10 protein-coding genes are annotated in these 19,006 nt (G+C 45.1%); all 10 read left to right on the top strand.

The genetic code is table 11. The annotated features are described in order from the left end of the window. The first annotated feature begins 104 nt into the window (after positions 1–104). The 10 genes from WDV75_RS00620 to treB all read left to right on the top strand — a co-directional run bounded on the left by WDV75_RS00620 (position 105) and on the right by treB (position 18,989). Positions 105–3,272 carry an amino acid adenylation domain-containing protein gene (locus WDV75_RS00620; protein ID WP_273559340.1) on the top strand — a complete coding sequence of 1,056 codons (3,168 nt, stop codon included), beginning with the start codon at positions 105–107 and terminating at the stop codon, positions 3,270–3,272. A gap of 13 nt (positions 3,273–3,285) precedes the next feature. Continuing rightward, entirely contained in the window at positions 3,286–6,501 is a 3,216-nt protein-coding gene (locus tag WDV75_RS00615; protein ID WP_273559341.1) for a non-ribosomal peptide synthetase, read from the top strand. Between the two features lie 3 nt (positions 6,502–6,504). After that, positions 6,505–10,827, top strand: a complete 4,323-nt coding sequence (locus WDV75_RS00610; RefSeq protein WP_273559342.1) for an amino acid adenylation domain-containing protein — start codon at positions 6,505–6,507, stop codon at positions 10,825–10,827. Between the two features lies 1 nt (position 10,828). Next, entirely contained in the window at positions 10,829–11,887 is a 1,059-nt protein-coding gene (locus WDV75_RS00605) for a hypothetical protein (protein ID WP_273559343.1), read from the top strand. A 31-nt stretch (positions 11,888–11,918) separates the two neighbouring features. Further along, positions 11,919–12,119: an MbtH family NRPS accessory protein gene (locus tag WDV75_RS00600; RefSeq protein WP_273559346.1), complete on the top strand. Its 201-nt coding sequence runs from the start codon at positions 11,919–11,921 to the stop codon at positions 12,117–12,119. Positions 12,120–12,302: 183 nt separating this feature from the next. After that, positions 12,303–13,370, top strand: coding sequence for a methyltransferase (locus WDV75_RS00595; RefSeq protein ID WP_273559347.1), 1,068 nt, complete (start codon positions 12,303–12,305; stop codon positions 13,368–13,370). Positions 13,371–13,498: 128 nt separating this feature from the next. Further along, positions 13,499–14,527, top strand: a complete 1,029-nt coding sequence (locus WDV75_RS00590) for a methyltransferase (protein ID WP_273559348.1) — start codon at positions 13,499–13,501, stop codon at positions 14,525–14,527. A gap of 408 nt (positions 14,528–14,935) precedes the next feature. Beyond that, positions 14,936–15,475, top strand: coding sequence for a dihydrofolate reductase family protein (locus WDV75_RS00585; RefSeq protein ID WP_189760313.1), 540 nt, complete (start codon positions 14,936–14,938; stop codon positions 15,473–15,475). 82 nt (positions 15,476–15,557) lie between these two features. Continuing rightward, entirely contained in the window at positions 15,558–17,096 is a 1,539-nt protein-coding gene (locus WDV75_RS00580; RefSeq protein ID WP_273559351.1) for a M28 family metallopeptidase, read from the top strand. 459 nt (positions 17,097–17,555) lie between these two features. Beyond that, entirely contained in the window at positions 17,556–18,989 is a 1,434-nt protein-coding gene (treB, locus tag WDV75_RS00575) for a PTS trehalose transporter subunit IIBC (protein WP_189760314.1), read from the top strand. The last annotated feature ends 17 nt before the right edge of the window (positions 18,990–19,006 follow it).

Genomic DNA, 19,006 nt, shown 5'->3' with positions numbered 1-19,006 from the left:
ATGAAATAAATATGAATTTATCCTGGTTATTTTTTCAAAGAAAAACATAACCGAATAAATAATGTTTTTTAACTTTAAAATAACATAAGAAAATATAATTAATTATGATAAGTAAAAAACGAGCTACCCCACGACAAGAAGTGTTATGTCTACAACAAGCCATTGATCCTCATTTACCAGGCTTAATTCTTGAAATCGTTTTTCGCATTGAGGGTTCCCTTTCCGGACAACAATTGAAATCGCGCATTGACGCTATAGTCAGGCGGCATTCATCGCTCAGACAGCGTTTTGAATTTCAGGATGGGAAATATTGGGTTGTGGAAGCACCACCGGAAGCATCAGGGTACTGCCATATTCGTTTCCTGGATGAAATCCCTGATTCATCATTATCTGAAATGTTGCTCCCCGATAGCCGCGAATTTATGGGGATCGAATCAGAGCGATTATTTAAGGCAGAAATCATTGAAACAGGAAATCATGATTTATATTTAGTGGTCAGAGTGCATCACGCCATTGCGGATCTCTGGTCTGTTGGCTTGCTAATAGAAAACTTGAATGATGCAACACCTGAATGCCCCCAGAAAAAAAATCACTCTTTGCCACCAAATATTGATCGCGATTTTTGGCGCACCATGCTTTCACAAGATGCGTCTCTGTCACTCCCCCTGAAAACGCGGCCGCCGAAATCTCAGCCACAGCAAACCCAAGGTAGCGCCGGTTTTCGAAAAATGGTGACACATCCGTTTAACCTCAGCACGGAAGATACCACCAAAATATATGAGTTAGCCAAAACGTGTTCCGTGACTCCCTATTCAATTTTGCTGGCAGCACAAGCACTCACACTTTCGAAATTGGGGATGAGTCAAAGAGTACCTATTGCAGTGACCATGCATGGCAGGAATAAATATAACCATCAAGAGGTGGGTTATCTGGCCAATACCGTTGCCATTCCTGTCGGCATTGAAGATATAAGTGTCCATGATTACATAAAGAATAATGGCGACCTGTTGCGTAATGCCATCCATGCCACCAGCGGAGGAGGTTATCCCGAACTCGTTGAACTCATGGCACAAGAAGGATTACAGCCTCCGCTACCCAATTCAGCGGTTATCTTTCAGCAAGATGTTCCTGGCATGGCCAGAGGCGTCGCTGCCGCTTTACTGGGCTATGGTAAGGTACACTTGAAAGAGCTAACGCTGTCCACTGTCATCGCACCAACCAGCATCGGCCCTTTCAGTAACACGGTATTAATGACTCAGTATGACGACCAATTATTCGGCCGGATCGAAATCGATCCCGCCCAGCATCCCGCATGGCTGGCACAAGCTATGGCAGAGCTTTTTCAACACACCCTTGAATCTATGGTGCGCTATCCGCAAGAAAATCTGTCGGCCTTGCCACAACGCCCAATACACCAAGCTGGGTATCTGGCTACACGGGAACAACTGCCTCGTGCACATTTGTCTGGCATTGAAGAAACGCTGATCGCTTCTGTTATCCGGCAAATACAGTCACACCCAGATAGACCCGCCATATTCAGCAAATCAGAATCAATTAATTATGGCGAGTTAGGCAAACGTGTCGCAAATATCAGCTGTTCATTACGCGCATTCGGACTGGAATCTGGCCGCTCTGTCGGTATTTTACTGCCACGCAATATCAACCTAATCCCTGTTTTATTGGCGGTTATGGTATGCGGCGGAAATTATGTTCCCCTCAGTCCAGACAATTCAACTGAGCTGAATGGCTCCATTGTAGAAAAAGCCAAATGCCAAGCAATCATTACACACAACAACACAACGCCAATTCTATCTGACCAAGTGGAACACTGGTGCCTCGACGATCTCATGCAGGAACAGAATGAAACACTGGTAGATCTGTCCAAGTTGCACGCCACTGCCTATATATTATTTACGAGTGGTTCAACAGGACAACCAAAAGGTGTTGCCATCAGTCATGCCAACGCCGCTAATTTAATGCGTTGGGCCAATCAGGAATATCGTTATGAGCAACTGGCTGTCACTCTGGCAGTCACCCCTATCACTTTCGATCTTTCCGTCTTTGAAATGTTTGCACCTTTAGTCGCCGGCGCCAGCGTCAAGATGATTCATTCCGTCATCGATATCATCGATCAACCAGGAATCATGGAAGATGTCACGTTGCTAAATACCGTACCTTCCGCCGTTGAAGCGCTAATACAGCATAATGCGTTACAACAGAGTGGCTTACAGGACAATACACAGAAAAACGGCTTAAAAGTCATCAATCTTGCCGGTGAGCCGTTAACGCGCGATCTCTATCTCCGTTTGCGTCAGATCCTGCCTAATGTGCGAATTATCAACCTCTACGGCCCAACCGAAACCACAACCTATTCCACAGGATTGGAACTGACCCAAGACGACGATATCACCATTGGCACTCCCTTATCTGGAACTTACGTTCAGGTTCTGAATGAGGATCTGGCACCTGTTAGCATTGGCGTGATCGGTGAGCTGTTTATTTATGGGTATGGTGTTGCACAAGGCTATCTCAACGAAGCCGCTCGTTCCGCAGCAGCCTTTCTACCTGCTCCCAATGGGGAACGCTGTTATCGCACCGGTGATCTTGTCAGATGGTTACCAAATGGCAATCTTGATTTTATTGGCCGCCGAGATGATCAAGTCAAAGTTCGTGGTTTTCGCATAGAACTGGGGGCTATTCAGGAATTTCTACAACATTTTGATAATGTGAAAGAGTCCGCAGTCTTAATTGCCGGAGCAGGGCAAAAACGGCATATCGTGGCATTTATTGTCCTCACTGAACCCATTCAAGAGGAATATAGCCACATTAACCAGATCAAACAGCAATTACTGCGCTCATTACCTGCTTATGCCATTCCTTCACAATTCTACCTGCTTCCTGAACTACCCAGAAATAAACATGGGAAAATTGACAGGACTCAATTATTACAAGAGGCCAAACAACAACATTTCCCTCCCACTGAGATGTCCCCTATTGAGCAACGCGTAGCGGCCTGCTGGAAACACGTGATCGGCATAGACGCAGCCCCAAATGATAACTTCCTTGAAATCGGTGGGCACTCACTCGTGTTAACTGAATTAACCGGATTATTAAGGAATGAATTCAATATTCATCTCCTACTGCATGACCTCTGGATCAGGCCAACTATAAGACAACAAGCCGAATTCATTAGCAGCCTACAAAACGCGGTTAATTCCAAACCGGCGCCGATTCCGATCCCACGGCTTAACCGAAACAATTCACACCATTAATCAGGAGTGTTGGATGAACAATAATGCACACCAAACGATGATTTTTCCTGCCTCCCATAGTCAGGAACAACTTTGGTTCCTTAATGAGCTGGCGCCAGATTCACAACTGGCTTATACCATGGCCGTTCGGGTTTCCATTGATGGTGAGCTTGATGTGCTTAAATTACAACGTGCCGTCAATCAGGTCGTGTCAGCCCAGGAAATATTGAGAACCTCTTTTTCCTATGCCAATGGAAAACTGAGCCAAGTCGTCTCACCATCCGCCACACTTCCCATACATACGATGGATTATCTCAATGATATGGCAGGCGCATTGCGATTAATCAATATGGAAATCAAACGGAAATGGTTTCTGGAGCAGGCACCGCTTTATCGGTTACTACTGATAAGAACAGGGCAAAATCACTATGAATTACTTCTCAGCACCCATCATATTGTTTGTGACGGAATATCGCTGCAATTGCTGCTGAAAAGAATTTTCACTGCCTATGAAACCGGACACGATTTTATGGCAGCGGATGCCTTGCAATTTGCCGATTATGCCGCCTGGAATAAACAAACTCCCCATCAGGGGCTTGATTACTGGCGATCACAGCTAGCAGGGGCTTCGACTATGTTAGAAGTCGCACCCATGACACAGCGCAATGATAAACAGTCTTTCACCGGCGCCCGTATTCCGCTGAATTTTACCTACCGTGAATGGCAATCCATGCGACAGGGGGCAACCCAAATCGGGGTATCGGCGGCTGCAATATTTTTGGCGGCATACTGTGTTGTCCTGCATCGTATTACAGATCAGGATGATATTTTGGTCGGTATCCCAACATCAAACAGAATCAGGCCAGAGTTACGCAATGTTATTGGCTATCTCTCCAATATTTGTGTTTTTCGCAGCCAGTATGATGAAGAGCAAAGTGTCACAGATTATCTAAAGTCTGTGCAAAAGACGCTTTCTGACCTGATTGATCATAGTGAAACACCACTACCTGAAATATTGCGTACCATCGAGCATGTTCGGTCTCCTGGTCTTCCTCCTCTCTTCCAGGTCTTGTTTGGCTATGAACAGGATACGCCGCATTCCTTTGACGCAGGCTCACTGCATTTGACATTTTCCGATGTAGATACCGGTGCTTCTCGTTTGGATCTCTCCCTTTTCCTGTTTGAAGATCCGGATCGCAATACAACAGGTTTTCTGGAATACGCCACCGACATCCTTGATGCCTCAACCGCGATTAAGATTTCAAGTATGTTGGAACATGTCCTAAAGCAGTTTGCTCATTCAACCTCGATGCGGCTAAATGAAGTAAACATAGGTCATGGTGATTCCCGTGCTGTATCTAACCCTATTGATCCTGAATTCCAAAGTATTCCTACTCAATTATCAACCTTGGCAAAAAAACAGCCTGATGCGCTTGCTCTGTGTGATGAGCATATCCAGCTAACATTCCGTGAACTCAATCAGCAGATTATGTATGCAGCGGGCATATTGAACACGCATGGAATTGTTGCAGGCGCTCAGGTTGCCGTTATGGGGAAACGCGGAGTCGCATGGGTAGTCACCATGTTAGCTATCTGGCAACTGGATGCGGTCTATATTCCCCTTGATGGGACCATGCCGACGTCTCGGTTGCAAGATATGCTATCAAGATTAACCCACGTAACCCTGATAGCAGATGAAACAGTGGCGGATTCTTTCAGGCAATGGCAGCCTATCCAGATGGCATCACTGTGGTGTCATTCTCCGCAATATATCGAAAATCCTAAACCCCATGTCGGTACAGCCGCAGGCTATATTATGTTTACCTCTGGTTCGACCGGACAACCCAAAGCCGTTCTGGTTCGTCAGAATAATCTTGTCTCCACATTAAGTGCATTTGGTCATCTACTGAATATTCGTCCTAACGATCGGATGTTGGCTCTGACCACGTTCTCTTTCGATATTTCTTTATTGGAACTCCTGTTAACGCTGGTGCACGGTGGAAGTGTCTATATTGCCCCTACCGCAGCACAACGAGATGGCGGCAAGTTAATTGAATGTCTGAATAACCATGAAATCACCCTGGCTCAAGCGACACCTATCACATGGTCACTCGCCTTAATGACGGGTTGGTCGCCACGGGAAAATTTAACTATGCTGTGCGGCGGAGAGCAGTTGCCCCAAGACTTAGCGGATCGCTTGTGTCAGCCCGGCATGACATTGTGGAATCTGTACGGACCAACAGAAACAACAATCTGGTCAACGGCCTACCAAATACAACCCCGAATGCATCAACGTTGTGTCATTCGCTTGGGAGCACCGATCGCGGGTACACAAGTGACGGTCGTGGATAAACATCTCCAGCCTGTTCCGAAAGGATTTTTAGGTGAACTGATGATTTCAGGGTTGGGAGTCAGTGCCGGATATTACGGTAATGCGCGTGAAACCGCCCAAAAATTCTTACCTGATCCCTATACCACAGGAGCAAGAGCCTATTTGACGGGTGACATGGTACGTATGTTACCGGACAACGCCCTGATATACGCAGGTCGGCGTGACGATCAAATCAAGCTACGCGGACATCGCATTGAACTGGGAGAAATCGAAGTCACACTCAGGAAACTCCCTAACGTCAAAGAGGCTGCTGTATCTCTCTCTGCTCAGGGAAACGAAAGTGCTGCACGACTTCAGGCATTCATTATTTTTTCAACACACGTCGAAGATGAACAAGCATGGGTGAGCCACGCCCTTAATACCCTGAAACAAGATCTTCCAGCAGCATGGATACCCACAGAATATTTCCGCATTTCAGATATTCCCCTGACACACAACGGCAAGCGGGATAAAAAACGCCTGCAAACCCATGCTGTCCGTATGAATACTACCGTTGAAAGCATAGCCCCAAGAAATGAAGCGGAAGCTAAGATCCATGCAGTTTGGTGCCAATTACTTGGCACAAACCACTTTGGTGTCACAGATGATTTTTTCCAACTTGGCGGTCATTCCATTTTGGTCGCCCAGATGGTGGAACGTATTGAACTGGCGTTCGGGGAACGCATACCTATCGCAGATATTTATATTTCCCCAACCATCGCCCGTATCGCAGCAACACTGGAATCCATGCAATTCGATACGGGAATAAAAACCGAAGGAGTTCAGGGGAACTGGGAATTTAACACGATAACCCTCAATTCCCTCAGCGATTCGTTCAACTCCCATGCCCCATCCTCTTCTCAGGTTCAGGAGAAATAAATCGTGCAAACTAATCATATGGTCGCTTTCGAAGATCAACTGCGCTCACACCCACTGGCTCAAAGAGCACTCAGTGCACATCCACTTTCCACAGAACAAAAAAGGATCTGGTTACTGACTCATTTATCTGATGCCAATATGATGCCTGTGACTGCTCACATTCAGGTAAACGGGCAGTTAGATATTGCAACAGTGCAAATTAATCTCAGCCAGTTAATGACCAAGGCTGAAACCCTGCGCAGCCTGTTCATTGAAGTGGCAGGTCAACCTGTCAGGCTATTAATGCCAACAGGACAGGTACAATTTGAATTTTCCAATGTAACGCCCTCTGAGTTTGAATCTGAACTTATCATCAAACCGATTGATATCAGTGAAGGCCCACTACTGCGCATTTTCATTAACAAACTCTCGGAAGAAAAATATGATGTTTTTTTGGCTGGTCACCCTATCTCACTGGATGAAGTTTCACTAAGACTCATTGCAGAGTCACTATTTTTACCAGCAAGTGATTTGCCTTCGTTATCGGCTGGTGATTTGACGGCTGCATTGCAGGCAGAACAAGTTCGCTTAGACGATGAAGCCGTCAGAAGCGCAATTTATCAATGGGGACAAAAACTGCAAGCTCCAGCCGCAACCGAAATCCCGATTGAATTTCCTCGACCAGAGATCAAACTGACACAACGTAAAATCCATAAAATACAACTCAGCACAACATGGCAGACAAAAAGCCCAGAACATTTTATCTCTTGCTGGCTCGCAGTGTTGATGCGCTGGCAAGGTTCCCATGCTGCCGTTTGTGGCGTCAAGGTTCGCGATCCTTCTCTTTCTGCTGTTATCGGGCCATTGCAAACATTCCTGCCCATTCGGGTTGATTTGACCGAAAACGGTACTTTGAGGGATATCAACCAACAAGTCGCTGAACAGTTGGCAGCGGAAAACAAAGTGTCATTTTCCAGTTTGTTGGAAATCTGCCCCCCTAAACGGGATCTGAGCCGAACACCTTACTTCCAAACTGGCTTGAGCTATGTTGAAGCCAGGCACTATTCCGATTTAAACCGTGAGATCGAACTGGTGGAATGCCCGCCACTGTTCTCATCCAATGACCTTGATCTCTACATCACTTGCTATGAAAGAGAACAAGAGATAACGCTGGTGATGGACTATGACTGCAACGTTTTGACCAAGAAATGGGTCGATACACTGGAAGAAGCGTTAACAACACTGCTATTTACCCCCTCTGAGCAGCGTATTGAAACTGCATTGCTGATATCAGACAAAACGCGGGAAAAGATCTTGGCAGTTTCACGGGGAAGCAGAACATCCCCCCTGAATGCGACACTCTCTGATTTGGTTGCGGAGACGGTAAAATCAGCGCCGGACAATATCGCCATCATGGATGATACTCAACAGTTGAGTTATGCAGAATTATGGAATCGCTCTGAATCTGTGGCTGCAAATATTCAATCACACGTTGCACAATCAAACCAAATTATTGCCGTATGCCTGCCCAGAACGGTTGATTTCGTTACTACAGTATTAGGTATATTGCGTTCAGGTCACGCATTCCTGCCCCTTGATCCACGCCTGCCCAGTGACCGAATCCGCTTTTTATTGGAAAACAGCGCTAGCTCATTGGTCATCACGTCACAAGGGCAGATCACCCGTGACTGGCCAAAAGTGCCTGTACTCTGCATGGAAGACCTTGATATTTCAATTAACTGGCAAGCCCCTGAAAACTTATCAGACAAAGACGCTGCTTACATTATTTACACCTCTGGCAGCACTGGACAACCCAAAGGGGTACTGGTTGAACACCAGCAAGTGGTCAATAACTTAATATGGCGCCAACAGACTTGGCCTCTGCAACCGCAAGATCATGTTCTACATAATCATTCATTCAGCTTTGATCCCAGTATCTGGGCACTATTCTGGCCGCTCACCAGCAGCGCCACTATTGTGCTGGCCGATACGGCAGCAATGGAAGATTCAAACATCCTGATCAATCTGATTAAACAACACCAAGTCAGTATATTGGGAGGTGTACCCAGCTTGCTGGGAGCCTTAGTCGATCATCCCCAGGCAGAAAGTTGTCACTCCATCCGGCTGGTACTCAGCGGCGGTGAAGCACTGAATTCAGATTTGGTACAGAGGCTCCACACCGTTTGGCAAGCCAAGGTCATCAACCTGTATGGGCCAACAGAAACAACGATTGATGCACTGGCTTATGCTGTTCCGAACGATACCGGCAACCCTATTCCCATCGGTTATCCCCTGAACAATGTTGATGCCTTTGTCGTTGATCCTGATCTTAATCTCGTCCCCTGTGGCGTTCCTGGCGAGATCATGATTGCCGGCAAAAGTCTGGCTCGCGGTTATCGGAGTAAACCGATGGAAACCGCTCTGCGTTTCCTGCCCAATCCTTTCGGTACAGGGCGTCTATATGCCACTGGAGATATAGGACGTCGTCTGTCTAATGGCGCGATCAGTTATCTGGGACGGCGTGATCATCAAGTAAAAATCCGCGGTCATCGCATTGAACTTAACGAAGTTGCCCATGTGATACGTCAGGTTTTGGATATCAGTGAAGTGATTGTTTTTGCGATTGATGCAGGAACGGAACAAGCAAGGCTGATTGCAGCAACAGACCAAAAAACAAAATGGGATGCTAACAAGATCCTCTCGCAATTATCCCAACATTTACCGACTTATTTAGTACCAGCGCAATGTCTGCTGATGGATAAGTTACCCAAAACCACCAGCGGAAAAGTGGATCTGTTAAAACTAGCTGAATTGGCAACACCAACTAAAACGGAGACGACCACACTCAAGGGACGTGCTCCCCTGTCAAAACTGGAACAATCCGTCATGCAAGATTTTGCTCAGGTACTAGGCTTATCAGAAGTCACACCTGATACCGATTTCTTTGTGCAAGGTGGTACATCCATTCTCTTAACCCGATTGGCGGGTAAACTGGCCACACAGCACCAAGTTCAGATCCCACTGCATGAATTTTTTCGGGTTCCTACCCCCGCAGCAGTAGCAGAAGCCATAGAAATTTATCGGCGCGAAGGGTTGTCTTCCCTCCTTGCACGCCAACATGCACAAACCCTGGAAGGCGATATCTGGCTGGATGACAACATACAACCTTTGGGACTGCCACATGCCAGTTGGTATCAGCCCGAATTCGTTTTCCTTACCGGAGCAACCGGTTATTTAGGATTATATCTGATCGAACAACTCCTGAAACGAACATCCAGCAAAATAATCTGCCTGTGTCGTGCCAAAGACAGCGAACATGCCAAAGAACGGGTTATTGAAGGTCTGAAAAAATATCGCATTGAAATTGAAACCGAACTGCATCGGGTCGATTTTTGGATCGGTGATCTGGCGCTTCCCCATTTCGGCCTATCCGATAATCAATGGCAATCACTAGCCAACCATGTAGACGTGATCTATCACAATGGCGCTTTGGTCAACTTTGTTTATCCCTACAGTGCACTAAAAGCCACCAACGTAGGTGGTATTCAGACAGTCTTCGAACTCGCCTGTACAACCAGATTAAAAAATGTCCACTATGTTTCTACCGTGGATACTCTGCTGGCGACACATATGCCACGACCGTTCCTGGAAAATGACAGCCCATTGAAGTCCGCTGTTGGCGTTCCGGCTGGCTATACGGGCAGTAAGTGGGTCGCCGAAGGGGTCGCCAATCTCGCTCGCCAGCGGGGTATCCCCGTAAGTATTTTCCGTCCTGGATTGATTCTGGGACATACAGAAACAGGTGCATCGCAGAGTATCGACTATTTATTGGTTGCCCTGCGCGGCTTTTTACCAATGGGTATTGTGCCGGATTATCCACGTATTTTTGATATCGTACCGGTAGATTATGTTGCTGCCGCCATTGTGCATATTTCACAGCAACCACAAAGTCGAGGTAAATTCTTCCATCTCTTTAACCCAGATCCCGTCTCCATTCGCCAATTCTGCGATTGGATCCAAGACTTCGGTTATAAATTCAAGATCGTGCCTTTTGAGGAAGGCAGAAAACGCGCTTTAGCCGTTCCACCTGGTCATCACCTTTATCCACTGATCCCTCTGATCAAAGATGCCGATCCAAAACCACATCGGGCACTTGATCCGGCCTATAGGCATGAAGTGAACCCAGAATTAGAAGGACAGCAGACATTTGAGTTACTGGCATCCTCAGATATTCCCCGTCCAATGACCATGAAAGGATATGCCCACAAGATCCTGAATTATCTGATTGAGACCGATTTCCTGATAGCACCAGAAACTCTACAACACCAGACACAGGAACAGAAATAACATGAATCAGTCATCTTTCCCGATATCAAGCAATCCTTTCATTCTAGGCATACCTGAAGACTTACCTGTGGATGAACAAGGTTTGCAGTCAGCGAAAATGCTGGCAAGTCAAGTGATCACACAAATTGAGGCAGCACAGGCTTATCGGAGCTTGACGACGTTCATAAGCACATTAAACAGCATTCACCAACAACTCCCTCAGATTTCCGATGGCGTCGCAGTGGATGATCCCCGAGAAAGTCAGGAAAACAGAGATAATGACAAAGCGTTCTGGATTGAGAGGCATCGGGGAGAAAGCACCGCTCTATTAATCAAAGCGACACTGGAAGCCACCGTGCAGGTCTGTGAATTAGTCGAGCGTTGGGGCACCAACTTAAGCCAAGACGAGTGGAATCAGGTCATCTCTACTGTCGACGCCATTTTGCATACGATTATCGAACCACGCAGTATGCCGCGAGCCTGGAACGCTTCATTGGCCCTCCCTGCTCGGCAAGAAGATCCAAACATGCCCTTTAGACGCTGGGTAAGGGGACACCTGCTGTTTATGGTGCTCTGCCAGGGGATGAGCCTGTCCCTCAACCTAATGACGAGGGCCGCCCAAAACAACGATATAGAACTTGCTCATGCACAAGCCAACCGAATTATTCAATTAATGGATATCTCTCGGATCACGCTTGAGTTCGCCACCGATCTCAATCAAGAACAATATCTAAGCGAAATCCGGCCGACATTAATGCCTCCCATAGCGCCTCCCAAAATGAGCGGTATCAATTGGCGTGATCACGAAGTATTGGTTCGCCTGATGCGCCAGTCGACACCAGTCTGGAGTTTTATTGAACAAACGCATCCCAAAACCGTTGAGCGAATGCGCTCGGTGCTGACTGAAGTTTACACCGCTCATCGCAGCGTTTGCGAAAAATTTGTGGGGGAAAGCAGCAGTAGCCTACTCGCCAGAACAAAAGCGGCTACCCCTGCCGGCCAAATTCTGGAAGGGCTGAAAAAAACTCGGATGAGATCCCTGGATACAAGCGCCCTAACCCCAGATGAACACAAAAAATAACCCCAGAATGTCATCTATTAAGGAGACCAATATGGCAACTTTTCTTGGTGAAAACGACTCCGTGTTGTGCCTTGTCGTTACTAACGCTAACAAACAGTATTCAATCTGGCCAAGTGGGCGGGAACTCCCGTCTGGATGGTCTAAAGAAGGGTTTGAAGGAACGCGGAGTGACTGTCTGAAATACATTGACCTCGTATGGACAGAGCCTACGGCTTATGGCACGACACAATAATAATCAAAAACAGTAGTAAAAACGTTATATACCAATCTAACTGCAAGATGCGTGTGATTCCTCCCCGCTTCGTGGGGAGAAATCAGGTTTCATAGTGTGTTGTAAATTGCAACTTGACGTTTAATGCGTATATGCCGACCCAACCATTAACCTATAACAATATTATTATTAAGGAATTAAGATATGACATCTACCCATCGCTCAGTTGACTATACAAAGCCTGCTCAACTTGATATGGCGGGGCTTAGTTATCTCCTATTTAGTCATGCGGCATTCCAATATCTTAGAGCGGCTTGTGAGCTTAATTTGTTTGAAACGATCACAGACCTTCATGAACCGACGAAGGAAAAAATCAGAACAGCGTTGGGTTTGGAAGAGCGAGCAACAGATATCTTGCTATTAGGTGTCACCTCATTGGGTATGTTGACAAAAGACAACGGAATTTACAGAAATGCTGAGGTTCTGGAAGAACTCATGAGCACGGATGATTGGCAACGCTTTAAAGATACTGTGGCATTTGAGCAATATATTGTCTATGAGAGCCAGCTCGACTTTACCGAATCTCTGCGGGCAAACAACAATGTCGGTTTACGGCGTTTTCCGGGCACAGGTCGTGACCTTTACCATCGTATGCACCAACATCCTGAACTTGAAAACGTTTTCTATAAATATATGCGTTCTTGGTCTGAACTTGCCAACAAAGATTTGATTAAACACCTTGACCTGTCCAACACACATCGTCTGCTCGACGCGGGTGGAGGTGATGCAGTCAATGCTCTTGCACTGGCACAGGCCAATCCTCACCTGCATGTGACCTTGCTCGATATAGAATCAGCGCTGGCAGTTCCCAAGTCCAAAATAGCAGCAGCGGGGCTTGGAGAACGAGTTGAAGCTAGGGCTTTGGATATCCTGCATGATCCTTTCCCAACAGGCTATGATTGCATTCTGTTCGCCCATCAACTGGTTATTTGGACACTGGAAGAAAACACACGCATGTTACGCAAAGCCTATGATGCCCTGCCAAAAGGGGGACGGGTTGTGATTTTCAACTCAATGTCAAATGATGAAGGAGATGGCCCTGTTGTTGCTGCACTAGACAGCGTTTACTTCGCCTGTCTGCCCGCTGAAGGAGGAATGATTTATTCCTGGGAACAATATGAACACTGCCTGAATGAAGCCGGATTCAAAGATCCACAACGCATCCGCATTCCAGGCTGGACGCCACATGGCATCATCATTGCCCATAAATAATCATGACCGATAAAAGGCCACGGGTATAAATCGCATCAAGTCATCCAGCCTCTTAAAGCCGGATGACTTTTTGCCACACATTCAACACGATACCCAATAAACAACATGCTTAATGAAAGGAAACCACAATGGACACGCAAAGTGACAACACACCTCAACAAATTAGACAGATCTTATACAGTCAATTGATATCCCAAGCCATCCAGACTTTCTGTGTCCTCAATTTACCCGATTTAATTGACATTTCTAACAGCTCAATTGAACAATTAGCAAACAAAACTCAAACTAATCCGGCCGCTCTGGCGAGACTACTTCGGGCGCTGACCCAATTTGGTCTCGTCACCAACACGGATGGCAAATTTGCTTTAACCTTATTGGGTAAGCGCCTAACAAAGCAAGCTATCGCCTCTGCACAACCAACGGCATTGCTGATTAACGGAGAAATAGGACAGGCCTGGCGTGGTATAACAGAGACTATCCGCAGTGGAAAATCCAGCTTTGAAGAGTTCTATCACACGCCCTTGTTCAAATATCTTGAAGCCAATCCAGAAAAAAGAGCTATTTTCGACCGCTCACAGGATATGGGATTAGAATTGGAAGTCCCTGAATTATTAGATCATCTTGTCATTGGTGACTCAGAAACCATTTTAGATATTGGGGGAGGTTCAGGCTATCTACTCATGCGCATATTAGAAAAATGGCCGAACAATCAGGGGATTCTCCTTGATTTACCTGTCGCTACAGAGATAGCCAGGCAAAAGCTGGCTGAACAAGGAAAAACAGGGTTATTCCAAATTATTGCAGGTGATTTTTTCAAAGCATTACCGGAAAATGCCAGTATTTATCTCCTGTCACATGTACTCCATGATTGGAGTGATGATAATTGCAGAAAAATATTATCAACGTGCCATCGAAGTATGCCTAAAAATGCCATACTCATCATTATCGATTTATTAGCTTCAGACAGAGAAGATACAAGCACAAATAAAACTGCCGCCATGATGGACTTATATATGCTGTCTCTTTTTGGTATTTCTGGCGGTAAAGAACGCACAGAAAAAGAATTCAGGGCATTACTCGAACAAGCTAATTTTACCGTTAAAGCGATCACTCAATTACCCAGTGGCAATGGCATTATATATACCACGCCCAAGTGACGCATGGCGCCAATAAACTCGTAACCTTAATAAATAAGTAACACCCTAATGCGAATATACCCATCTAACTTCAAGATGCGTGTGATGTCTCCCCGCGAAGCGGGAAGACATCAAGTTTCATATCGTTGCAACTTGACGTTTAATGCGAATATGCAATGACATGTCTTACTTTATAGATTATAAATAGCACGGCCTAATCGACCTGATAATTTAGAGCCTAAAGGAATAGGCTTTATAAAATTAATTTAATAGTGTTATTAAATAGGTTTTCATACGAGGTAAGGAATACGCCTATCATTTTGAAACGCTATTTAAATTGGCTGGTATTAATTAATGAATCTTTTTACTTGTCAAACAGGGTTAATTAGCCAAAGTTTTAATTGTAATGTGTAACTATGAGGAAAAGTGATGTCAAAGCTCATTTATTATGTCGCTGCAACAATGGATGGTTATATCGCAACGGAAAACCACGAGTTGGATTGGCTCTATGAATTCACACTTGGCGATGATGCCACCCCGTATGATGATTTCTACCGCGGAATTGGCGCGGCCATTATGGGAGCTGAAACTTATGAATGGATCATGAAAAATTCAGCGGATGACTGGCCCTACAGAGATATTCCGTCATTTATTCTTTCTTCAAGAAAACTATCCGTTCCTGTCGGGATCAATGCGGTAGTCACCCAAGAATCTCCTAAATCCATCGCTTCCAAGGCAAGACTGGCAGCAAAAGGCAAAGATGTCTGGGTTGTGGGAGGAGGAAAAACAGCTGCATGTTTTGCTAATGCAGGTGAATTGGAACAATTGTTCATTACCACCATTCCCGTATTTCTGGGTTCTGGCGTTCATGTTCTGCCAATTGACCAAAAGACCAAAGTGGTTCCTAAGATGCAGCGATTATTACAAAGTGGTGCTATCGAAACCTTAATGGACGTAAAAATGAGCTAAGTATTAGCACTGCGTGTGACAGTACTTGTTCTTGCCAAGAAACTGTTATCACGCAGCCTACTGACAACACTGGGGAAACAACATGACTCGTATCATTTTGAGCCTGATTTTAGTCGTTGTTCTGGGTTTATCTGTATATCAAGGTGTCAGCATGGTACAACCAACAATGATGACCACCTTACCCACTAAAGAAACAGGATATGTAAATGTACAAAAAGCGTTAAGCATCATTGCAGCGAAACCACATCCTACAGTATCCACCCAGCAAGAAAAGATCCGCCGCTATTTACTCACCGAAATTCAGGCAATGGGATACCCTGTTGTCGAGCAACCGTTCCTGTTCACTGTTGATGAACTGGTTGCACGTCAGAAAAAAATCTACTCACAACTTGATGAATACCAACGCCGCGCATTTGATGCAGAATTAGCACGAGTCGGCGCTAATACCTTTGAAGAAGAAGTACGCATCCGCTCAGGGTTAAAACAGGGAAATGCCGCTTACGGCACCAACATCATTGCCAAACGAACTTCTCCTGCCGCTAAAAATACAATATTGATTGTCGCGCATTATGACAGTGTGGGGACTTCCCCTGGCGCTGGTGATGATGGCATGGCTGTTGCATCCATATTGCAACTAATGCGGGATTTGACCCAGGTAACGACGATAAAAAATAATGTTATCTTCTTGCTCACCGATGGTGAAGAGCTAGGTTTGTTAGGCGCAAATTATTTTGCCAACCAATTGACCGCTGAAGAGTTACAATCGATTAGTCTTGTTTTGAATTTTGAAGCAAGGGGGAATCATGGTATTCCTGTATTATTTGAAACCTCGGCTCAACCTTATGCGCTGATGACGGCATTAAATAAGCATTTAAGCAACGTCACAGCATTCTCATTTACCCCGTTGATATATGATATTTTACAGAACGATACTGATTACACGGTATTTAAAGAAAAAGGGATAGCAGGGCTGAACTTTGCCGTTGTGCAAGGCTTCGAACATTATCACAGAATGAGCGATACGCTGGAAAATCTTTCCCCTGAAACCTTGTTTCAATACCAAAATACCGTGAGAAAAGTGGGTTATTATTTTGTCGTACAGCAAGATATGACACTACTGAAACATAATAAAGACGCAGTTTACTTTCCGTTACCCATATACGGTTTAGTTATCATCTCGCCTAATGCCACCATCGCCTTTGGTATCAGCAGTTTAATTCTTTGTTTATTCTGGGGGAAACATCTTTTTCACAATCAGATGAAGCGTAATATAAAAAAATCTTACAGACAGATCCCCTTTATTTTTATTGGATTACTCTGTGCAATACTTTCGATAAAAATACCAGCCCTGTCTTATTTAATTACCATTCCATGCCTATTTTTATTAATTTCACATATCATTCTATTTAAATTTAACCGATTTTATCTCGCGCTCATTATCACAACATTAGGAATATACTTTTCAAGTCTCTTATATACGCCTGTGGTTTACCTGATCAATAGTGGATTACAAAGCTTACTATTTGCTTTCGTTATAGCTTTAATACCGACAATCATATGGAGTATAAATTATTGGTGTTTATGGAGAGCAATACCTCACTCACGAAAAACCAATAGATAACAGATTAAAATTTCCGTGAATTGGTTTTTCCAACCACACCATTCACACCGATATCATCGAATTGAATAACATTCTGCGCCGTCACGGGGCGCAGAATCCAAGCGCTGATCCGATAAAGGTATATACCAATCTCCTTTCAAGATGCGTCTGATATCGTGTTGTAAATTGTAGCTTGAAGTTTAATGCGTATATAAATCACATCTATTAATCACCGAAAAAACTAAAAACCCGATAATGATAAGGACTATGAATATAAAAAACCCTTTAATTTCAAATCAGTGGCCCAAAATGTGATCTAAAACTCAAACAAAGCAACTTTTCATATTCAAAATATAAAAATCTGTCTAGGATTAACTTGCTATTACTTCAGTCTATTCATTATCTCACCATGAGAGAAATCATTCTGTTAATCGCAAAACCCCATTATTTATCACTCCTGCCACACAAAGGAGAAAAGGCATGAAAAAAAAACAAATAAATCAAAAGGATATTGATAATCTTATTACCTTGATTGGTGGTAAAGAGAATATCGCTTCCGTCAGTCATTGTATCACCCGCCTCAGATTTGTTCTTAATACACCAGAAAATGCCGATGCCAAAGCCATTGAAGAATTGCCAATGGTCAAGGGATGCTTCACGAATGCCGGACAATTTCAGGTCGTGATTGGCACGAATGTGGATGTCTATTACAAAGCTCTGCTTGAAACCACAGGGAAACAATCTGTTAATAAAGAAGAAGTTAAACAAGCTGCTCGCCAAAATATGAAATGGTATGAAAATGCAATTTCACATTTTGCTGAGATCTTCTTCCCATTACTGCCTGCCCTCATCAGCGGTGGTTTAATCCTCGGTTTCCGTAACCTGATCGGGGATATCCCGTTTAGTGAAGGCAAATCGCTCGCACAACTCTACCCGGTCTGGCAGAGTGTCTATGATTTTCTCTGGTTAATCGGTGAAGCCGTATTCTTCTACCTCCCTGTAGGTATCTGTTGGTCTGCCGTCAAAAAGATGGGGGGAACACCCATTCTGGGGATTATTCTCGGCATTACCCTGGTTTCCCCGCAATTAATGAATGCTTACCTGCTTGGGCAACAAACGCCCGAAGTCTGGAATTTCGGCTGGTTTACAATTTCTAAAGTCGGCTATCAGGCACAGGTTATTCCTTCCCTGTTAGCTGGCCTGACGTTGGGGTGGATTGAAACGCGACTGAAAAAATGGGTACCAGACTATCTCTATCTTGTTATTGTCCCTGTGACTTCTCTGGTCCTGGCCGTCCTCCTCGCCCACGCCCTGATAGGCCCTGCCGGACGTGCTATCGGTGATGGTGTTGCCTGGGTTGTTAAAAGTCTAATGACGGGTAGCTTTGCGCCTATTGGAGCCGCCTTGTTTGGCTTCTTCTACGCACCGTTAGTTATTACAGGTGTACACCAAACAACACTGGCTATCGACCTGCAAATGATCCAAAGTACCGGCGGCACCCCAATTTGGCCGATTATTGCGCTATCTAATATCGCTCAGGGTTCTGCCGTTGTCGGCATTGTCTGGGCAAGTAAGAAACAAAAAGAACGCGAAATTTCCGTTCCTGCGGCAATTTCAGCCTATCTGGGTGTCACCGAACCTGCCATGTATGGTATCAACCTCAAATACCGTTACCCCATGTTCTGCGCGATGATTGGCGCAGCTCTGGCTGGACTGGTTTGTGGGCTCAACCATGTCACTGCCAATGGTATCGGCGTTGGCGGAATACCAGGCATTCTTTCTATCAAGCCGCAGTTCTGGATGGTTTATCTGATTGCCATGCTCATCGCGATTGCTGTGCCATTCCTGCTGACCGTTCTGGCTTATCGTAGAAATGAACGCAAAGCGCTTTTACCCAATGAACAGGCCAATTAATTTTGTAGGTATCTATT

This window comes from Xenorhabdus griffiniae (assembly GCF_037265215.1).
GTDB lineage: Bacteria > Pseudomonadota > Gammaproteobacteria > Enterobacterales > Enterobacteriaceae > Xenorhabdus > Xenorhabdus griffiniae.
The sequence above is the reverse complement of the archived record's forward strand: the minus strand, read 5'-3'. Positions and strand labels throughout refer to the sequence as shown.

Coding starts and splice junctions, on each gene's coding strand:
- WDV75_RS00620 (WP_273559340.1), top strand. CDS start 105: ATGATAAGTAAAAAACGAGCTACCCCACGACAAGAAGTGTTATGTCTA.
- WDV75_RS00615 (WP_273559341.1), top strand. CDS start 3,286: ATGAACAATAATGCACACCAAACGATGATTTTTCCTGCCTCCCATAGT.
- WDV75_RS00605 (WP_273559343.1), top strand. CDS start 10,829: ATGAATCAGTCATCTTTCCCGATATCAAGCAATCCTTTCATTCTAGGC.
- WDV75_RS00600 (WP_273559346.1), top strand. CDS start 11,919: ATGGCAACTTTTCTTGGTGAAAACGACTCCGTGTTGTGCCTTGTCGTT.
- WDV75_RS00595 (WP_273559347.1), top strand. CDS start 12,303: ATGACATCTACCCATCGCTCAGTTGACTATACAAAGCCTGCTCAACTT.
- WDV75_RS00590 (WP_273559348.1), top strand. CDS start 13,499: ATGGACACGCAAAGTGACAACACACCTCAACAAATTAGACAGATCTTA.
- WDV75_RS00585 (WP_189760313.1), top strand. CDS start 14,936: ATGTCAAAGCTCATTTATTATGTCGCTGCAACAATGGATGGTTATATC.
- WDV75_RS00580 (WP_273559351.1), top strand. CDS start 15,558: ATGACTCGTATCATTTTGAGCCTGATTTTAGTCGTTGTTCTGGGTTTA.
- treB (WP_189760314.1), top strand. CDS start 17,556: ATGAAAAAAAAACAAATAAATCAAAAGGATATTGATAATCTTATTACC.